The 17,793-nt window shown below is 56.6% G+C and carries 14 protein-coding genes; 6 read left to right on the top strand and 8 right to left on the bottom strand.

The window, feature by feature from the left end; translation table 11 throughout:
* Positions 1-55: 55 nt before the first annotated feature.
* Positions 56-1,777 (top strand): ABC transporter ATP-binding protein, encoded by a 1,722-nt coding sequence (locus tag TH2_RS08285; RefSeq protein WP_008889964.1) that lies wholly within the window; start codon positions 56-58, stop codon positions 1,775-1,777.
* Between the two features lie 20 nt (positions 1,778-1,797).
* On the opposite strand, the gene TH2_RS08280 is transcribed toward TH2_RS08285, so the two are convergent.
* The 8 genes from TH2_RS08280 to TH2_RS08245 form a co-directional block, all read right to left on the bottom strand.
* The gene (locus TH2_RS08280; protein ID WP_008889963.1) at positions 1,798-2,589 is read right to left on the bottom strand and encodes an ABC transporter ATP-binding protein; all 792 of its coding nucleotides are present in this window, start codon (positions 2,587-2,589) and stop codon (positions 1,798-1,800) included.
* The gene (locus TH2_RS08275; protein WP_008889962.1) at positions 2,586-3,635 is read right to left on the bottom strand and encodes a FecCD family ABC transporter permease; all 1,050 of its coding nucleotides are present in this window, start codon (positions 3,633-3,635) and stop codon (positions 2,586-2,588) included. Before TH2_RS08275 ends, TH2_RS08280 begins: the two co-directional genes overlap by 4 nt.
* Positions 3,632-4,711, bottom strand: a complete 1,080-nt coding sequence (locus TH2_RS08270) for an ABC transporter substrate-binding protein (protein WP_238538676.1) — start codon at positions 4,709-4,711, stop codon at positions 3,632-3,634. The genes TH2_RS08275 and TH2_RS08270 overlap by 4 nt, the downstream gene beginning before the upstream one ends.
* A 125-nt stretch (positions 4,712-4,836) precedes the next feature.
* On the bottom strand, positions 4,837-7,134 hold the full coding sequence (locus TH2_RS08265) for a TonB-dependent receptor (RefSeq protein WP_008889960.1): 2,298 nt from the start codon (positions 7,132-7,134) through the stop codon (positions 4,837-4,839).
* 159 nt (positions 7,135-7,293) lie between these two features.
* Positions 7,294-8,334, bottom strand: coding sequence for a FecR family protein (locus tag TH2_RS20520; RefSeq protein WP_008889959.1), 1,041 nt, complete (start codon positions 8,332-8,334; stop codon positions 7,294-7,296).
* 100 nt (positions 8,335-8,434) lie between these two features.
* Positions 8,435-9,022, bottom strand: a complete 588-nt coding sequence (locus tag TH2_RS08255; RefSeq protein WP_008889958.1) for a sigma-70 family RNA polymerase sigma factor — start codon at positions 9,020-9,022, stop codon at positions 8,435-8,437.
* A 115-nt stretch (positions 9,023-9,137) separates the two neighbouring features.
* On the bottom strand, positions 9,138-9,839 hold the full coding sequence (locus TH2_RS08250) for a GntR family transcriptional regulator (protein ID WP_008889957.1): 702 nt from the start codon (positions 9,837-9,839) through the stop codon (positions 9,138-9,140).
* The gene (locus tag TH2_RS08245; protein ID WP_008889956.1) at positions 9,836-11,209 is read right to left on the bottom strand and encodes a formimidoylglutamate deiminase; all 1,374 of its coding nucleotides are present in this window, start codon (positions 11,207-11,209) and stop codon (positions 9,836-9,838) included. The genes TH2_RS08250 and TH2_RS08245 overlap by 4 nt, the downstream gene beginning before the upstream one ends.
* 82 nt (positions 11,210-11,291) lie before the next feature.
* On the opposite strand from TH2_RS08245, the gene hutI reads away from it, so the two are divergent.
* The 5 genes from hutI (at position 11,292) to TH2_RS08220 (ending at position 17,737) form a co-directional block, all read left to right on the top strand.
* Entirely contained in the window at positions 11,292-12,494 is a 1,203-nt protein-coding gene (gene hutI, locus TH2_RS08240) for an imidazolonepropionase (protein WP_008889955.1), read from the top strand.
* 50 nt (positions 12,495-12,544) lie between these two features.
* Positions 12,545-14,086: a histidine ammonia-lyase gene (gene hutH, locus TH2_RS08235; RefSeq protein WP_008889954.1), complete on the top strand. Its 1,542-nt coding sequence runs from the start codon at positions 12,545-12,547 to the stop codon at positions 14,084-14,086.
* Positions 14,087-14,088: 2 nt separating this feature from the next.
* A complete protein-coding gene (hutG, locus tag TH2_RS08230) occupies positions 14,089-14,892 on the top strand; it encodes an N-formylglutamate deformylase (RefSeq protein ID WP_008889953.1) in 804 nt (267 codons plus the stop codon).
* Positions 14,889-16,565: a urocanate hydratase gene (hutU, locus tag TH2_RS08225; protein WP_008889952.1), complete on the top strand. Its 1,677-nt coding sequence runs from the start codon at positions 14,889-14,891 to the stop codon at positions 16,563-16,565. The genes hutG and hutU overlap by 4 nt, the downstream gene beginning before the upstream one ends.
* Positions 16,566-16,642: 77 nt before the next feature.
* Complete coding sequence (locus TH2_RS08220; protein WP_008889951.1) at positions 16,643-17,737, top strand: TRAP transporter substrate-binding protein; 1,095 nt, start codon at positions 16,643-16,645, stop codon at positions 17,735-17,737.
* Positions 17,738-17,793: the final 56 nt, after the last annotated feature.

Below are 17,793 nucleotides of genomic sequence, written 5' to 3'. Positions count from 1 at the left end.
AATAAGAACCATTCCTATATGAATAATCCTCCCGGTTATCGTTGGAATGCACGTGATGCTCAAAGAGTTCTTTTCCTATTATCTTCCGCACAAACGCTTGTTCCTGCTTGATTTCGGGTGCGCTGTTTTGTCGGGTCTGCTGTCTTTGGGCTTCCCGGTTGCTGTCGCCGGATTTGTTGACACCCTGCTGCCTAAACAGGACTGGGGTCTGATCCTGCTGGCGGCCCTTGGTCTGTTGATTGTGTATCTGGTCAATACCGGCCTGATGGCGGTTGTCACCTATTGGGGACATGTTCTGGGCATCACGATTGAAACCGAAATGCGCCGCCGCGCGTTCGACCACCTTCAGAAGCTCTCCTTTCGCTTTTACGACAATCAGAAAACCGGTCATCTTGTTGCCCGCGTGACCAAGGATCTTGAGGAAATCGGCGAGGTTGCCCATCACGGCCCCGAGGACCTGTTTGTCGCAATCATGACCTTTGTCGGCGCGCTCATCCTGATGTTTACCGTCCACACGCCGCTGGCGCTGATTGCGATGACCATCGCACCGCTGGTGATGTGGCTGGTGGTACGTTTCGGCGGGGACATGACGCGCAACTGGCAAAACCAGTTCGGGCGCGTGCGGGCTTTCAACGCGCGGATCGAGGAAAATGTCGGTGGTGTGCGTGTGGTGCGTGCCTTTGCCAATGAAGATCACGAACGCGCCCTGTTCCATCATGATAACGAGCAGTACCGAACTGTGAAGTTGCAGGCCTATGCCATTATGGCGATCAGCCTTGCGATCAACTATCTCGGCATGCGCATCGTTCAGGTCGTCATCCTGATCGCCGGCACCTATTTCGTGGTCAATGGCGGGCTGAGCATTGGTGGTTTTGTCGGCTTCCTGTTGCTGGTAAACGTCTTTTACCAGCCGCTTGAAAAGATCGCCGCTGTTGTTGAAACCTATCCCAAGGGTATTGCGGGGTTTCGCAACTATCAGGAATTGATGAACACGGAACCCGACATTGTCGATCGCCCCGATGCGCATGATGACCTTGTTCTGTCGGGCAACCTTGCCTTTGAAAAAGTCACTTTCGGCTATAGCCCGGACCGCACCATTCTTGATGATATCAACATCACGATCGAGGCGGGCGAAACCGTTGCCTTCGTTGGTCCGTCCGGCGCAGGCAAAACCACACTCTGTTCACTGGTGCCGCGTTTTTACGACGTGGATGACGGGCGCATCACCATTGATGGCACCGACATTCGTGACATGACGATGAAATGCCTGCGCAGTCAGATCGGCATCGTGCAGCAGGATGTCTTCCTGTTTGCCGGGACGTTGCGCGACAACATTGCTTACGGCCGCCTTGATGCCAGCGAGAATGAAATTCTTGATGCTGCCAAAAGTGCGCGTCTTGATGATTTGATCGCAAGCCTGCCCGCTGGGCTTGATACGGTGATTGGTGAACGTGGTGTGAAGCTATCAGGCGGGCAAAAGCAACGGGTTGCCATCGCGCGCATTTTCCTGAAAAATCCTCCGATCCTGATTTTGGATGAAGCGACATCGGCGCTGGATACCGAAACAGAACGCGCCATTCAGCAATCGCTTGATGATCTGGCCAAGGGGCGCACGACCCTTGTGATCGCGCACCGCCTTGCCACCATCCGCAATGCGGATCGCATTGTTGTCATCACACAAGATGGCATCGCGGAACAAGGCAGCCATGATGTGCTACTGGCCCGTGACGGTGCCTATCGCCGCCTGCATGAGGCACAGGTGCTTAGAACCGGCTAGGCGCCACGATAAACCTTGCGTTATGCGGTTTCAAAATCACGCAACGGGCGGATGACATGCACGATCGGTCGTCCGTCCTCATCGGCGGTGACGCGGGTTTCAACGCGATAAACACGTGCAAGGTTGGCTGGCGTCAAAACCTCTGACGGGGTTCCGGATGCGATGATCTTGCCCCGATGCAAAAGCACAATCAGGTCGCAATAGCGCGCCGCCAGATCAAGGTCATGCAGGGCTGCAATAACGACCCCGCCGCGCTCTGCCAAGCGTTCACGCACCAGATCAAGCACCACCATGCGCCAATGCAGATCAAGGGCCGATGTCGGTTCATCAAGCAACAACACTTCGGGATCGCGCATCAATGCCAGCGCCAAACCAACCAATTGGCGCTTGCCCCCCGACAGGGTGTGAAGCGGGGATAGGGCAACCTCTGCCAGTCCCAGTCTTTTGAATATGTCTTCGATCTGACGCCCTAGTTCCTGATCGGAAATATCAAGATCAAGCGCACGCGCCGTACTCCACATCAGTTCAGTCGGCAAAAGCGCAGATGGATTGGGTGGGGACTGATGCATCGACGCCAAACGGTGATGCCAACCGTCATGCCCCATATCCGCGCGCGTTTCACCATCAATCGCGATCCGGCCTTCGGTTGTCTTTTCACCAGACAGGCAGCGCATCAAAGTCGACTTGCCCGACGCATTGGGCCCAAGAAGCCCGAGAACCTGATTATCCGTCAAATCGGGGAGATCAACCCGGTCAAGCACATGCTTGCGCCCGTAAAACGCGGATATGCCGCGTGCTGTAAACCGGGTCATGCCATGCGCCTCCGCCCCGACAACAATCCAAAAAACACCGGCACACCGACAACGGCGGTTAAAATACCAACCGGAATAATCACACCGGGTATCAGTGCCTTTGACAGGAAGGACGCGCATGACAGGATCAGCGCGCCGCATAAGGCCGATCCGGGCACCAGCATCCGGTGATCTTCGCCCAGCATCAACCGCGCGATATGCGGCCCGACCAATCCGATAAAGCCGATTGCACCGACAAAGCACACGGCAAAGGCCGCCAGAAGCGAGACCCGCAAGATCACCCAAAGACGCAAACGTGCGACATTGATCCCCATGCTGCGCGCATGAGCCTCCCCACCACGCAAAAGCGTCATGACCCACACATGACGTAGCGAAAACGGCAGGACACACACAAAGCACGCACCGACCATGGCAACCTCGGGCCATCCCGCGCGGGTCAGGTTGCCAATCGTCCAGAAGACAATCTGCTGAACCGCCTCAGCACTGGCGATATATTGCAGGCCAGCCGTCAGGGCATTGCACAAAAAGACAAGCGCAATGCCAAACAGCACCACGGTTTCACGCGCCCCGTTGCTCCATCGCACGATCATCAGGATCAGCACCCCCGATCCCAATGCAAACAGCAACGCCATCATCGGTAAAACTGCCGCCTCGGCAAAGAATGGGACAACTGGCACCACGACAATCGCCAGACTGGCCCCCAGAACCGCGGCCGATGACACGCCAAGCGTAAACGGACTGGCCAATGGGTTATCGAGAATGGTCTGGGTCTCGATCCCAGCAAGTCCAAGTGCCGCGCCCACCGCCAATGCAATCAGGGCATCGGGCAGGCGCACATCCCACAAAATGATGCGATGACGAAGTTCAAGCTGTTGCGGGTCTATCAATCCCAAAACGATATCAGAAAACGCAAGTCCGGCTGGCCCGGCCCAAAGATCAAGCCCTAGCATCACCACAACCCCGACCGCCAAAGCCGACACCGTCACAAGACGCCGCTTGTGAATGCTGCCAAACCGTTGATAGAGCGTCGCGCCGATCTCTGTCATTGGACGGTCCCAACAGTGGCGGCAAAGGTCCCGTTCAACGTAAACGGAAGCCAGCGGTCATAGATCTCGGCCAGGGTTTCCATCGGATCAATGTCGTTGAAAATCTCCGGATGAATCCATTTGGCAAAGGCCTCAAGCGCGACAATATTGAACGGCGAGTTATAGAAATTATGCCAGATGCTGTGCGACCGACCGTTGCGGACCGCATCCAGCGCGGCAAATTCCGGGGCTGACAAATAACGTGTCAGGCTTTGCGATGCCGTTTCGGGCGTCATGCCTGCGCCAAGTGCGACCGGTTCCGCACCATCGGTAAATTCGTCAAAGGTGCCGGAAGCCGTTCCGATCCAGACATCTGGATTTTCGGTTAGCAGGAACTCCGCTGTATGCTGGGCAGTCGGCCCCGGTGCCACCGCGTCGGCAATGTTTGTGCCACCGGCAATTTCAATAAATGGCCCCAGCATGCCATCCGCCATCCCCCAACAGCATTCAAAGCGCCCAGAATGAGCTTGCAAGAAAACGCTCGGACGCTGTTCAGTCTGGCTGACGCGGGTGACAACGCGATCAAAGCGGGTTTGATAAAATTCCGCATATTCCTCTGCGCGCTTTTCCGCACCCAGCAGACGCCCCAGCAACCTTATCGATGGCAAGGTGTTATGAAGCGGGTCGGATCGGAAATCGATAAAGACGATCTTCGTACCTGCCGCTGTTAGCTGATCAATCAATTCAGCATTTTTTGCCCCGGGCCCGTGATCATTCAGCCCGAAAATCGCCAGTTCCGGTGCCAAATCAATGATCTTTTCGACAGACACACTGTCCTTGTTCTGTCCGCCAAAAAGCGGAATATCACGCGCGTTCGGGTGCTGTTCAAAAAGCTGTGCTTCAAGTTCTGGATGCGTCCAGTTAAGCGGTGTCATGGTCCCGACAATGCCACCAACCGGATCATCTGGCCGCAAAAGTGCTAGCAACGGGATATAGCGCGCTTCGCTGACCACCATGCGTTTGACCGGCAATTCAACCGCCACCGAACGCCCGGCAATGTCGGTCACCGTGACGCTACTGGCCTTTGCAACTGGCACCGCGACAAGCATTCCAAGCAAAATCAGAAAACATGTCCGTAAGGTTTTCATTTCCCACCTCAAAATCACGAAATCCGGGGCAACTGATGCTGCCCCGGGTGAAACGTCACCAAAACATGGCGGACTTAGAAAGTTGCCTTTGCCTGTAGCAGGAACGAACGACCCGGTTCATAGAGCGGCTCCACCGTTGTGAAGTCCTGACCGTAGGTCGCACGACTTGCATAGTTTTCATCAAACAGATTGTTGACTTCAGCACGCAATGTCAGGAAATCCGCCCCGGATGGCTTATATTCCGCGTAAAGGCCGACCACCTCGTACGCCTCAAGCGCCAATCCGCCGGCATCCTGAGTATCGGTATTTTTCAGCGCAGCTTCACCGGTACCGCCAACGCGCAAGTTCAGGTCCTCAAATGTATGACCAACTTCAAGGGCAAAGATCCGACCAAGCGGCGCACCAAGATATTGCGTGTCATAAGAACTGGCAGAACCACCATTCACTGTGATTTCAGTGTCGGTGTAATTCAGGCGGGCAAAGCCGGCACCCCAATTATAGCCGACACCAAAGCCATATCCGCGTGTTTCAAAATCACTGTAAAGCGAAGGACCGCCGTTATAGGTCGGGTTGCGAACGTTATCGAAGACACCGCGGAAAAGATCACCGCTAAATGTGAAGCCGTCATAATGGGCTTCAAACCCGGTCGTGTAGTTCTCTGCACGCACGGCTTTTACGCCCTTGCTATAATCCCACGACGGGTTGTGCAAGAAGCTCTCGGCCAGTGCGATCCCACCCCAGACATTGGAGTAGCCTGCCTTCAGGGTCAGGAAATCGGTCGCGTCGAACGCTACCGAAGCATTGCCGCTTACACCATCAAGGTCGATCTCTGTCCCGTCGATACCTTCAAAAGCCTGACGGTCACCGCGCAGGCCAAAGGAAAGGCGCAGCGGATCAAGCGGTTGCAGGCGTGCCTGACCATAGGCGCCGACATTGGTCGCGACCTCGTCGGTCGAATAGTTCGGATCATGGTATTTTGAACGGTCATGATAGAAATCGACACCGGCGGTGATTTTATCAACATCGGTGATGTTGAAGTCGTTCTCGACCTTGCCGGAATAACTGGCTGACAGCCCTTCGCTGTTGTCCGGACTGGGAACACTCAGATCCGACTCAGAATAGGCCATCACAACTCTCGGATCCCAAATGCCGTCTGCTGTCGGCGTGTCATAGTTAAACACGAACTTCCGCCGTGCCAGATCATAAACACGTTCCGCCGGGTCGTTCCGGTTGGTCAGGTTACTCATGTTCGCGCGGTATGGACGGCGCGCATTGTCGCGGACCTGTTCGGCAGAGACTTCAAAGCGATGATAATCGTTGGCTTCGTAAGCGCCTTTCACAAGGCCGGATCGCAGGTCCGAACCCGTACCTGGCATTTGATCGCCATCGCCGGATTCAAAATCATCGCCCTTGGCCCATTTGAAATAACCAAGAAGCTCAACATCGCCTGCGCGGCCATAACTTGAAAGATCGTTGGTAAACCGACCACCATTGGTATCAAAGCTGGCAACCGCAAAACCACCCAATGTACGATCCGGCGCCAGAAGGTCGCCGACATCTACCGTCTCATAGACGATGGAACCACCAAGTGCTGCTGGTCCGGCATCAGCCGGGGCAACACCCGGATCAACACGCGCAGCCTTCAGCAAGGCCGGATCAATCAAAGTTGTCCCGTTATGGTGAAACACCTTGTTGTTCTGACGGGCGCCATCGATTGAAACCGCAAGATTGGTTTCTTCAACGCCATTAACATAGACCTTCTGGCTCAGCGGCACGGAACCACCGACAGAAACACCCGATTCACCGCCAAACACCTGTTTGACATCCTGCGGATTGCGGCGTTCGAGATCTTTCTTCGTGACATAGATCGAGCTTGCCCGATCTGCCGCACCGGCATGGTCATCCGAGATGGCGTTGGCTTCAACAATCACCGGGGCCAGAACATCACCATCGTTTGCTGAACTCTGAGCGGAGCCGGTGATCGTGATCGCACCGCTTGTCGCGATCCGGAATGTCAAACCCGTCCCTGCTAGAAGGCGCTGCAATGCGTCCTCGGTCTGGTATTCACCCGACACACCGGACGTTTCAACACCGCGTACCAGCTCGCCATCGGCTGAGACCTGCACGCCGGCCTGCTGACCAAACAGCGCGAGCGCATCGGCCAGCATTTGCGGCGCGATGTCAAAGCTGTGCGTTGCAGACGCTTGTGCAAGTTCCCGACTTGCATCCGTAGTCAACATGTTTGCCGTTAGTTTTTCGCTTGCACCCGCTTGCGAACCGATCACCGGCAGCGCCAGAACCGACAGAGCAGTCGTTAACACAAGGCGATGACGCCATTTCCCCGCAACGACCGACAACTGATCCCCCATCATTCCATATTCTCCGCTTCGCTAAGCCTGTTTGAACCGGGCAAATTGCAAATGATACTTAAATTCACCCTATATCCAAGCAACGAAGCGGCGCGGGCCGATTTTCAAATTAATTTCAATTTTCTTGGATTTTTCTGCACAAGCCTTTGATAAGGCGCGAAATTACTTTGGCGAAATCAGCACCAACCATGGGGATACCTGCTTGATTTCCGCCCCTTGTGCATCCGCCATCGCCTGAAGCGCTGCTAACGGATCGTTCAGATCATAGAAACCGGTCAAAGACGTTGCGGCCAGATCGTCATCGGTCACAACCACCCAACCGCTTTGATAGCGATCAACGGTTTCAACCATGTCGGCAAAGGGCTGATCCTTGGCAATCAGTTGCCCATTGCGCCAGGACGCGACCAGCGCTGGGGACATCTTGCGCATCACGGTTTGTCCATCTGCCATGACATGCACAGCATCACCAGCATGCAATTCGCGCGGCGTTGCAACGCCGGAACCATCAACGCGAACATGGCCATGCTCCACCGCGACATCTACGCTGGCGCGGTCGCTTTGCACATTAAATGCCGTTCCCAGAACGGTCACCCGGGCTTCTTTGGCGCGCACCACAAACGGACGTTTTTCATCGGGTTTGACTTCAAAGAACGCCTCCCCATCAAGCAGCTTGATGCGGCGCCCCTCATCAAAATCAAGTGCAATCGCACTTTCGGGCCCAAGATGCATGATGGAGCCATCAGGCAGATCAACAACCAGTGTTTCCCCGGTGGCGGTAATATAGTCAGCTGCCAACCGCTCGGTCACGGCAGGAGATACAAGCAACAGCACACAGGCAACCAGGGTGGCAAAAACACCGCCGACGATACCGGCCCTGCGCCATGAACGGCGCGCATGACCGAGTGCCGACGCGCAACTGGCGGGCCGATTTGTCCGCAGTGAATGCCCAATATCTCCGACGGGCGAAATACGATCTTGTTGCGGTGTGTTTGCACGTACCCGGTGCGCCCATTCCGCCCCATGGACCGGGACAGTCATATCAAGCATCTGCCAAACCCGGAGCGTCTCATCCCAATCCGCCCGGTTTTCCTCAGACGCCATCAACCAAGCATCATGGGCGTGGCGCAACTGCGCGTTATCCGGTTCATCGGCAAGGCGCGTAATCCATTCACTTGCCGTGGCGGGGATTGTCATATTGCTCATGGCCGTGCATTTCTCCAAACGGCATCAGAACAGAATGCTGCGCTTTGGCAGTTTTCTTGGCTTGTCTTTCTGTTCTGGCACATTTGCATCTCTCTCCTGTTTAATAAACGAACCGAGCCCGGCGGATTTTCAAATTTCCGCGGACTTTTTTGTCGTTTACCCCCCCTTTCGCCAGAACTTGTTTGCAGTGCTCGATGGCTCCGGCGACCAGCGCATGCGCGGTTCCAACCGAAACATCAAGCCGCCGGGCAATTTCGGTATATTTGCAGCCACCAAAACGATGCATTTCAAGTGCGATACGGGATTTTTCAGGCAATTGGGACAGGGCCTGTTCCAGTAACCGAACCTGACCGCATGCAATGGCCTTTTCTTCGGGATCGGGGCCGTCTGCAGCAATCATGTCCGTTGCATCGCTGGCATCGCCCTGGATCAGTGTGCTTTCGCGCCCGATCCGGCGCCGACCATCAATGGCAAGGTTGCGTACGATGCGGAAAATATAGCCAACCGGTTCATCAAGCTTGTCATCAAGCTTGACCTGCTGGGCGCGCTCAAGCCGGAAATAGGCATCCTGCACCACGTCTTCGGCCAAGGCTGCGTCCCCGACAATTGCGCGCGCATAGTTTACCAGCTCTGCCCGATGGGCAATCAGCAAGGTCAACAGTTCCCTATCGCGCAAGGTCGCAACCATTCCCAAAACCTGTCCGCATCGCAATCAAAAGCGATTGCGAATTGTTTGCATTTACTTGGAATGGAACGAGCTGTCAAATCGCCCGTTGAGAAAAGCGTGCATTTATGCGCGAGGATCAGATCGCAGAATGTTTGCGATAGCCCGGCGCGAACAGAAGTCTGGCCGATGTGATGCCGGTGTTATTTTCCCAAGTGGTACGTTCCATCAGGAAAAGCGATGTGCCGGGATCGGTGCGCAGCACCTTGGCCTCGGCCGCGCTGGCATTGACGGCGGAAAAATAGATATCGCCGCGGGTATAGGGCGCATGCAGAACCAGCCATTCATTGGCACTGATTTTTTCAAGATCGGCATCAAGGATTGTCGGCGTTGCGGCAATCGACACCCAGCGATCTTCAAACATGAACGGCTTGCCATCGGCCAGATGAAGCGAGGTGATATGCAACATGTCACTTTCGGCCGTGACGCCCAGATTGGCGCAGATTTCCGGCGGCGGGGTGCGCCGTTCGCTAAACAGCAGGCCATAGGCATATTTCTGCCCGCGCCCTTCGATCTCAAGTCGGATGACCGGAATATCAAGCTTGGCGCGCCGCACCGGGTGGGCCGCGACGCGCGTGCCGGCCTTCCGCCTGCGATCGAGGAACCCTTCGGATGCCAGTTCACGCAGTGCACGGTTCACGGTGGCACGCGCACAGCCAAGTTGCTCGGCAAGTTCGACTTCCTTGGGGATCAGGTCGCCGGGTTTCCACTCACGGGTATGAATGCGGCGCAAAACCTCGTCATGGACGGATTGCCAGCTTTGCTGTTCCAGGCTGTTCACACTGCTTCCTTGAGTTGTTCCATCACCTTGCGATACCGGTTGGTGATCGCGTCATGGGCGATGTGGCGGCCCTCGGTCACAACATGGCGACCGGCCGACCAGACATCACGCACCATGCGATCATCTCCGGCAAAGATATATGTATCGAGGATCGTATCGCCTGTCCGACCGATCAGGTCAACCGCCGAACCATCCAGCGCCATCAAATCGGCCAGTGCGCCAACTTCAATCCGGCCTGAATCGCGCCCGGCGGCCTGTGCCCCGCCCTTGGCGGCGGCGTCATAAATGCGACGTGCAGTCGATTTTTGTTCGGTTGCCAAAGCCGCGCGGGAATTATCACGCAGACGCTGGCTGTATTCGAGGGTCCGCAATTCTTCCGAGAGCGAAATACGGATATTGGAATCCGATCCCACACCAATCACGCCATCGGCATTCATATAGCGCACGCCATCAAAGATACCATCGCCCAGACTGCTTTCGGTGATCGGGCAGAGACCGGCCACAGCGCCGGTTTTGGCCAGCTCAAGCGTTTCGTGTTCTTCCATCTGGGTGCAGTGGATCAAACACCAGTTCGCATTCACATCGGCATTTTCAAGCAGCCATTCCGTCGGGCGCTTGCCCCAGCTTTCGCGCACTTCATCCACCTCGGCCAGTTGTTCGGCCAGATGCATGTGGATCGGGCCGTCCTTGGAAAGAAGACTGGTCGCAAGCAGATCTTCACGGCCAACAGCACGCAAGGAATGTGGCGCAACACCCATCACCGTATCCGCGGGCAGGTTTTTGATCGCGCGAACGGATTCCTCATACAATTTGGTGAACTGGTCGGGATCATTGCCAAACCGGATCTGACCGGGACCAAGCGGGCGCTTGTCACAGCCGCCATATTGATAATGCACGGGCAGAAGCGTCAGGCCGATGCCGGTGATTTCGGTCGCCGCCGCAATGCGTTCAGCCATCTCGGCGATATTGTCATACAAATGCCCGCCGGGACGGTGATGCAGGTAATGGAACTCTGTATTGTTGGCGTAACCGGCTTCCAGCATTTCCATCTGAACGAAGGCCGCAATCGCCTCGACATGGTCCGGAGTCAGCTGATCAAGGAAGCGGAACATCAATTGTCGCCAGGTCCAGAAGGTATCGCGCGGGTCGGGGCCGCGCCGTTCCGTCAGGCCGGCCATGGAGCGCTGAAACGCGTGGCTATGCAGGTTTGAAATCGCCGGTAGAAGAATATCGGTTTTGCTGGTGGCATCGGATGACGCAGCAGAATCGGCCTGAATCGCAGCAATTCTGCCATTCTCATCAATCTCGATCCGGACATTGCGCTGCCAGCCTGATGTCGTAAGTGCCTGATTTGCCCAAAGAACCTTCATTGCCTCTACCCGTCTTGACAGAAATATTATGTACGTACATATTATCTTTAATAACAAACTTATCAAGGGGTGATGCTTCGCGATGCTGCTTCGAAACGCAAAAATCGTCACGATTGAGGATCAGGACAGTTATGGCCTGATCGAGTGCGGCGCGATTGCCATCAAGGACGGCCTGATCGATTGGGTCGGTGCCGATGAAGCCATCCCGGCAGCCTACCTTGACGCCCCAACGCGTGACCTTGAAGGTCGCCTGATCACTCCGGCCCTGATTGATTGCCATACCCATGTTGTTCATGGTGGCGACCGCGCGGTTGAATTTGAAATGCGCCTGAAGGGTGCAAGTTATGAAGAAGTCGCGCGTGCTGGCGGCGGCATTGTTTCGACCGTGAAGGCGACCCGCGAAGCATCGATTGAGGACCTTCTGACATCCGCCCTGCCGCGCGTGGACGCGCTGCTGGCGGAGGGCGTTTCGGTGATCGAGGTCAAGTCGGGTTACGGCCTTGATCGCGAGACCGAGCTTAATATGCTGCGCGCAGCCCGCATGATTAGCGCTCATCGTAATGTGCGGATCAAGACCACCTTCCTTGGCGCCCATGCGGTGCCGGTTGAATATAAAGATAATCCGGACGGCTATATTGATGAGGTCTGCATTCCGACCCTGAAGGCCGCCCACGCTGAAGGACTGGTCGACGCCGTTGACGGGTTCTGCGAAGGCATTGCCTTCAACACCGATCAGATCAGACGCGTTTTTGATGTTGCCCGCGAGCTTGGCATTCCGGTCAAACTCCATGCCGAACAGCTATCGAATATCGGCGGCACCAAACTGGCCGCCGAATATGGGGCAATTTCGGTCGATCATATTGAATACGCCACCGAGGAAGACGCGATCGCCATGGCCAAGTCTGGCTCCGTCGCAGTACTTCTGCCCGGTGCGTTTTACACCCTGCATGAAACCCAATTGCCGCCCATCGATGCTTTTCGCAAGCACGGCGTGCCGATGGCAATTGCGACCGATTGCAATCCCGGCTCATCGCCGCTGGCATCGATCCTTCTGACCATGAACATGTCCTGCACCCTGTTCCGCCTGACGCCCGAAGAGGCACTTGTTGGCGCAACCGCCCATGCGGCGCGCGCCCTTGGCCTGTCAGATACCGGGCGGATCAAAGTAGGCCTGCGGGCAGATATCGCCATCTGGAATGCCAAACACCCGGCCGAGCTTGCATACCGCATTGGTTTCAACCCGCTGTTCGAACGCATTATTGGCGGTGAAAGCACCGCCGCCTGAGCCCAAAGATAACTGCGCCACCGCATCAACATATGCCCTGAGGATAGATTATGACTGTCACCCTTATCCCCGCCTCGGTCAAACTGGCAGAGCTTGAACGCATCTGGCGTGATCAGGTCGCAGTCAAACTCGACCCCGCAGCCCGCGACGGTGTTGAAGCGGCGCACGCAATGGTGCGCAAGGCCGCCGACGGCAGCGATGCGGTATATGGCGTGAATACCGGCTTTGGCAAACTGGCCTCGGTCAAGATCGCCCCGGAAGATACCGAAACCCTGCAACGCAACCTGATCCTCAGCCATTGCTGCGGCGTGGGCGAGCCACTTGATATCGCGACCACCCGTTTGATGATGGCATTGAAATTGCTGTCGCTTGGTCGTGGGGCATCAGGTGTGCGTTGGGATCTGATCGAACTGATCGAAGGCATGCTGGCCAAGGGTGTTACCCCCGTCGTCCCATCGCAAGGATCGGTTGGCGCATCGGGCGATCTGGCCCCGCTGGCGCACATGGCAGCCGTCATGATCGGTGCGGGCGAAGCCACATATGAAGGTAAAACCCTTCCGGGTGGCGAGGCACTTGCCAAGGCGGGCCTGCCCCCGGTGGTGCTGGGTCCGAAAGAAGGCCTGGCGCTGATTAACGGTACGCAGTTTTCAACTGCCTGCGCGCTGGTCGGGCTGTTTTCGGCATGGCGCAATGCGGCAAGTTCGATTGTCACAGCATCGCTTTCGACCGATGCCATCATGGGATCGACCGCCCCGCTGGTCGACGAAATCCATACGCTGCGGGGGCATCCGGGCCAGATCAATGTCGCGCGTGCGATGCGCGACCTGATGACCGGATCGGAAATCCGCGAAAGCCACCGCGAAGGCGATACCCGTGTTCAGGACCCCTATTGCATCCGCTGCCAGCCGCAAGTCACCGGGGCGGCGATGGATTTGCTGCGCTTTGCCGGTCAGACGCTTGAGATCGAAGCCAATGCCGTGACTGACAACCCGCTGGTTCTGAAAGAAGACGGCCGCATTGTTTCGGGTGGCAACTTCCATGCCGAGCCGGTGGCGTTTGCCGCCGATCAGATCGCGCTTGCCGTTGCCGAAATCGGCGCGATTGCCCAGCGCCGTGTTGCATTGATGGTCGATCCGACCCTGTCACATGATTTGCCGCCGTTCCTGACCCCGGAACCCGGCCTGAATTCCGGTCTGATGATTGCCGAGGTGACGACGGCAGCCCTGATGAGTGAAAACAAGCATCTGGCCAACCCGTGTTCGACGGACAGCACGCCGACCAGTGCCAATCAGGAAGACCACGTGTCGATGGCGGCCCACGGCGCACGCCGCCTGGCCCGGATGAATGCCAACCTCTCCTACATACTTGGGGTCGAGCTGATCTGTGCCGCACAGGGTGTTGAATTCCGTGCCCCGCTTAAGACCAGCCCGGGTCTGCTCAATGTTCTGAAATCGGTTCGTTCTGACATCCCGACCGTCAAGGAAGACCGTTACATGGCACCGGATCTGGCGAAGGCGGCCGAACTTGTCACTGGCGGCACGCTTGTAGATGCCGCCAAGCTTTCAGGCTTTGTCGTCGGGGAGGCAGCATAACCATGACCGATCCGGTTGAAATCAAACGCGGTGATGGCCCCATTGTCCTGGGACTGCCCCATACTGGTACTTATGTACCCGATGACATAGCGGCGAAACTGAATGATCGTGGCCGTGAACTGGCCGATACCGACTGGCATATTCATACCCTTTATGACGGGTTGCTCGATGGTGTGACGACGGTGCGTGCGACGTTTCATCGTTATGTGATTGATGCCAACCGCGACCCCGAAGGGGTCAGCCTTTATCCCGGTCAGAACACCACCACCCTTGTACCCCTGACCGATTTTGACGGCGAAAATATCTGGGACGTGGCACCGACCGAGGATGATATCGCCTATCGGGCCGCAACCTTCCACGCGCCCTATCATCAGGCACTGGCGGCCGAGCTTGAACGGGTGCGCGCCAAACACGGGGTGGCGATCCTGTATGATTGCCATTCGATCCGCTCAAACATTCCTTTCCTGTTTGAAGGGACCCTGCCGGACTTCAATATCGGCACCAATCTGGGCGCGACATGCGATCCGATGATCGAGACGCTGACGTCGGAAATCTGTTCGCAGGCCCAAGGATACAGTGCGGTTCTGAACGGTCGTTTCAAGGGTGGCTGGACCACCCGCCATTACGGCCGCCCGGAGATCAATCAACACGCCATCCAGATGGAACTAGCGCAATCCACCTATCTGACGGCCGAGGAAGCTCCTTGGTCCTATGACGAAAGCCGTGCAGCAAAATTGCGCACGCATCTTACTGAAATCCTGAAGACACTGGCCGATTTGGCCCCAGCACTAAGAGGCAAGTCATGACCAACAATCCGCGTCACAACCAGCGTGATATCTATCCCGATACCGGGAGCGAAATTTCGGCGAAAAGCTGGCTGACTGAAGCGCCGATGCGCATGTTGATGAACAACCTGCATCCCGATGTTGCCGAAAACCCGCATGAGCTGGTTGTTTATGGCGGCATTGGCCGGGCAGCGCGCACCTGGAAGGATTTCGATCAGATCGTTGCCAGCCTGAAGGAGCTTGAAGATGACCAGACCCTTCTGGTGCAGTCGGGCAAGCCGGTTGGCGTATTCCGCACGCATAAGGACGCGCCGCGCGTTCTGATTGCGAACTCCAACCTTGTGCCGCATTGGGCCAACTGGGACCATTTCAACGAACTCGATAAGAAAGGTCTGGCGATGTATGGCCAGATGACCGCGGGGTCGTGGATTTATATCGGGTCACAGGGCATTGTTCAGGGCACCTATGAAACCTTTGTCGAGGCAGGCCGCCAGCATTATGACGGTGACCTTACGGGCAAGTGGATTTTGACCGGTGGCCTTGGCGGCATGGGTGGCGCACAGCCGTTGGCCGCTGTGATGGCCGGTGCTTGTTGCCTCGCGGTCGAGTGCGATGAAACCCGTGCAGACTTCCGCCTGCGGACCCGTTATGTCGACGAGAAAACCCATTCGCTTGATGAAGCGCTTGAAATGATCGAGCGTTGGACCAAGGCAGGCGAAGCCAAGTCCGTTGCCCTGATCGGCAATGCGGCCGATGTCTTCCCGGAACTGGTCAAGCGCGGCGTTCGCCCGGATATCGTCACCGACCAGACGTCAGCACATGATCCGGTGCATGGATACCTTCCGCAGGGTTGGACCGTTGCCGAATGGCGCGAAAAGCAGGAATCTGATCCCAAGGCTGTTTCCAAGGCCGCACGTGCATCGATGCGCGTTCAGGTCGAAGCCATGGTTGCCTTCCACGAGGCGGGTGTCCCGACGGTCGATTACGGCAACAACATCCGTCAGATGGCGCTTGAGGAAGGGTTCGAAAACGCATTCGCCTTCCCGGGCTTTGTTCCGGCCTATATCCGCCCGCTGTTCTGCAAGGGCATTGGTCCGTTCCGCTGGGCGGCCCTTTCGGGTGATCCCGAGGACATCTACAAGACCGACCAGAAGGTCAAAGAACTGATCCCCGATGATCCGCACCTGCATAACTGGCTGGACATGGCGCGCGAGCGCATTTCGTTCCAGGGCCTGCCGGCGCGTATTTGCTGGGTCGGTCTGGGACAGCGCCATCGTCTGGGTATGGCGTTTAACGAAATGGTCAAGAATGGTGAACTGAAAGCCCCGGTCGTCATCGGGCGTGACCATCTTGACAGTGGTTCGGTTGCAAGCCCGAACCGCGAAACCGAAGCCATGAAAGATGGCTCGGATGCGGTCAGTGACTGGCCGTTGCTTAATGCGCTGCTCAATACGGCGTCCGGGGCAACCTGGGTATCGCTGCATCATGGTGGCGGTGTTGGAATGGGCTTCTCGCAGCATTCCGGCATGGTGATTTGTTGTGACGGCACAGAAGATGCCGCACGCAGGGTCGAACGCGTCCTTTGGAACGATCCGGCAACCGGTGTGATGCGTCATGCGGATGCAGGATATGACATCGCACTGGATTGCGCCCGGGAACACGGGCTGAACCTGCCCGGGATTCTCGGCAAGTAATTAAAACTCACGCGTGGGGGCAGTGACGACTGCCCCTGCATCGCCCTGTCAGGGTACAATCAAGGAGGCTTCTTAACATGAAAAGACGTGAATTTCTGACTGCCGGTGTTGCCGGCGCAGGTGCAGCGGCCGCTGCAACATTCGCAACCCCTGCCATCGCACAGGACAAGCGCCAGTGGAACATGGTTACCGCATGGCCGAAAAACCTGCCTGGGCCGGGTGTGGCTGCGCAGAAACTGGCAGACCGTATCACCACACTTTCGGGTGGTCGTCTTGAAGTGAAACTTCATGCCGCGGGCGAACTGGTTCCGGGCAATGGTGTGTTTGATGCCGTTGCCGAAGGTACGGCCGAGATTTATCACGCGGTTCCGGCATACTGGGGTTCAAAATCCAAAGGTATCCTTCTGTTTGGTTCGCAGCCGTTTGGCCTGCGTGCCGATGAACAGGTTGGCTGGCTGAACTATGGTGGCGGTCAGGAACTGTATGACGAGATTTATGGTCAGTTCGGTCTGAAGCCGTTCCTGTGCGGTAACTCCGGCCCGCAGTGGGCAGGTTGGTTCCGCAACGAAATCAACTCGGTAGATGACCTTAAGGGGCTTAAGTTCCGCACCACCGGTCTGGCATCGGAGATGTGCTCGAAACTTGGCATGGCGGTTCAGGCCATGGGCGGTCGTGACATGTTCCAGGCACTTCAGTCTGGTGCGCTTGACGCCGGTGAGTTCATCGGCCCGTGGAGCGACAGTGCGCTTGGCTTCTATCAGGTTGCCAAGAACTACTACTGGCCAGGTGTTGGCGAGCCGTCCTCAGCCGAGGAATGCGCGGTGAATGCCAAGGCCTATGCCGATCTTCCTGATGACCTGAAAGCCGTCGTCAAGTTCGCGGCAGACAGCCTTTATAACGAAGTCTGGACCGAGTATGAGACCAAGCATGCCATGGCCCTGAAACAGCTTGTTGCAGAACAGGATGTCAAGGTTCGCAAGCTTCCGGACGAAGTTGTTGAAGCCATGGCCAAAGCCGGTGCCGAGGTGATTGCGGAGCTTCGTGAAAGCGACGATGCACTGACCAAAAAGGTCACCGAAAGCTTTGTTGCCTATCGTGACCTGATCGGTGGTTACATGACCTATGCCGATAACGGTCAGATGAATGCACGCGCCAAAGCGCTTGGCTTCTGATAGACGTTATGACCGGTGCCGGAAATATCCGGCACCGGTTTCTTTTTTCAGGCGTG

Source organism: Thalassospira profundimaris WP0211 (assembly GCF_000300275.1).
Taxonomy (GTDB): Bacteria; Pseudomonadota; Alphaproteobacteria; order Rhodospirillales; family Thalassospiraceae; genus Thalassospira; species Thalassospira profundimaris.
The sequence above is the reverse complement of the archived record's forward strand: the minus strand, read 5'-3'. Positions and strand labels throughout refer to the sequence as shown.

Excerpts from the sequence above, each read along its gene's own strand:
- TH2_RS08285 (WP_008889964.1), top strand. The coding sequence starts at position 56 with ATGCTCAAAGAGTTCTTTTCCTATTATCTTCCGCACAAACGCTTGTTC.
- hutI (WP_008889955.1), top strand. The coding sequence starts at position 11,292 with ATGCTGCTTCGAAACGCAAAAATCGTCACGATTGAGGATCAGGACAGT.
- TH2_RS08220 (WP_008889951.1), top strand. The coding sequence starts at position 16,643 with ATGAAAAGACGTGAATTTCTGACTGCCGGTGTTGCCGGCGCAGGTGCA.
- TH2_RS08265 (WP_008889960.1), bottom strand. The coding sequence starts at position 7,134 with ATGATGGGGGATCAGTTGTCGGTCGTTGCGGGGAAATGGCGTCATCGC.
- TH2_RS08255 (WP_008889958.1), bottom strand. The coding sequence starts at position 9,022 with ATGGTTGCGACCTTGCGCGATAGGGAACTGTTGACCTTGCTGATTGCC.
- TH2_RS20520 (WP_008889959.1), bottom strand. The coding sequence starts at position 8,334 with ATGAGCAATATGACAATCCCCGCCACGGCAAGTGAATGGATTACGCGC.
- hutG (WP_008889953.1), top strand. The coding sequence starts at position 14,089 with ATGACCGATCCGGTTGAAATCAAACGCGGTGATGGCCCCATTGTCCTG.
- TH2_RS08280 (WP_008889963.1), bottom strand. The coding sequence starts at position 2,589 with ATGACCCGGTTTACAGCACGCGGCATATCCGCGTTTTACGGGCGCAAG.
- TH2_RS08245 (WP_008889956.1), bottom strand. The coding sequence starts at position 11,209 with ATGAAGGTTCTTTGGGCAAATCAGGCACTTACGACATCAGGCTGGCAG.
- hutH (WP_008889954.1), top strand. The coding sequence starts at position 12,545 with ATGACTGTCACCCTTATCCCCGCCTCGGTCAAACTGGCAGAGCTTGAA.
- hutU (WP_008889952.1), top strand. The coding sequence starts at position 14,889 with ATGACCAACAATCCGCGTCACAACCAGCGTGATATCTATCCCGATACC.
- TH2_RS08275 (WP_008889962.1), bottom strand. The coding sequence starts at position 3,635 with ATGACAGAGATCGGCGCGACGCTCTATCAACGGTTTGGCAGCATTCAC.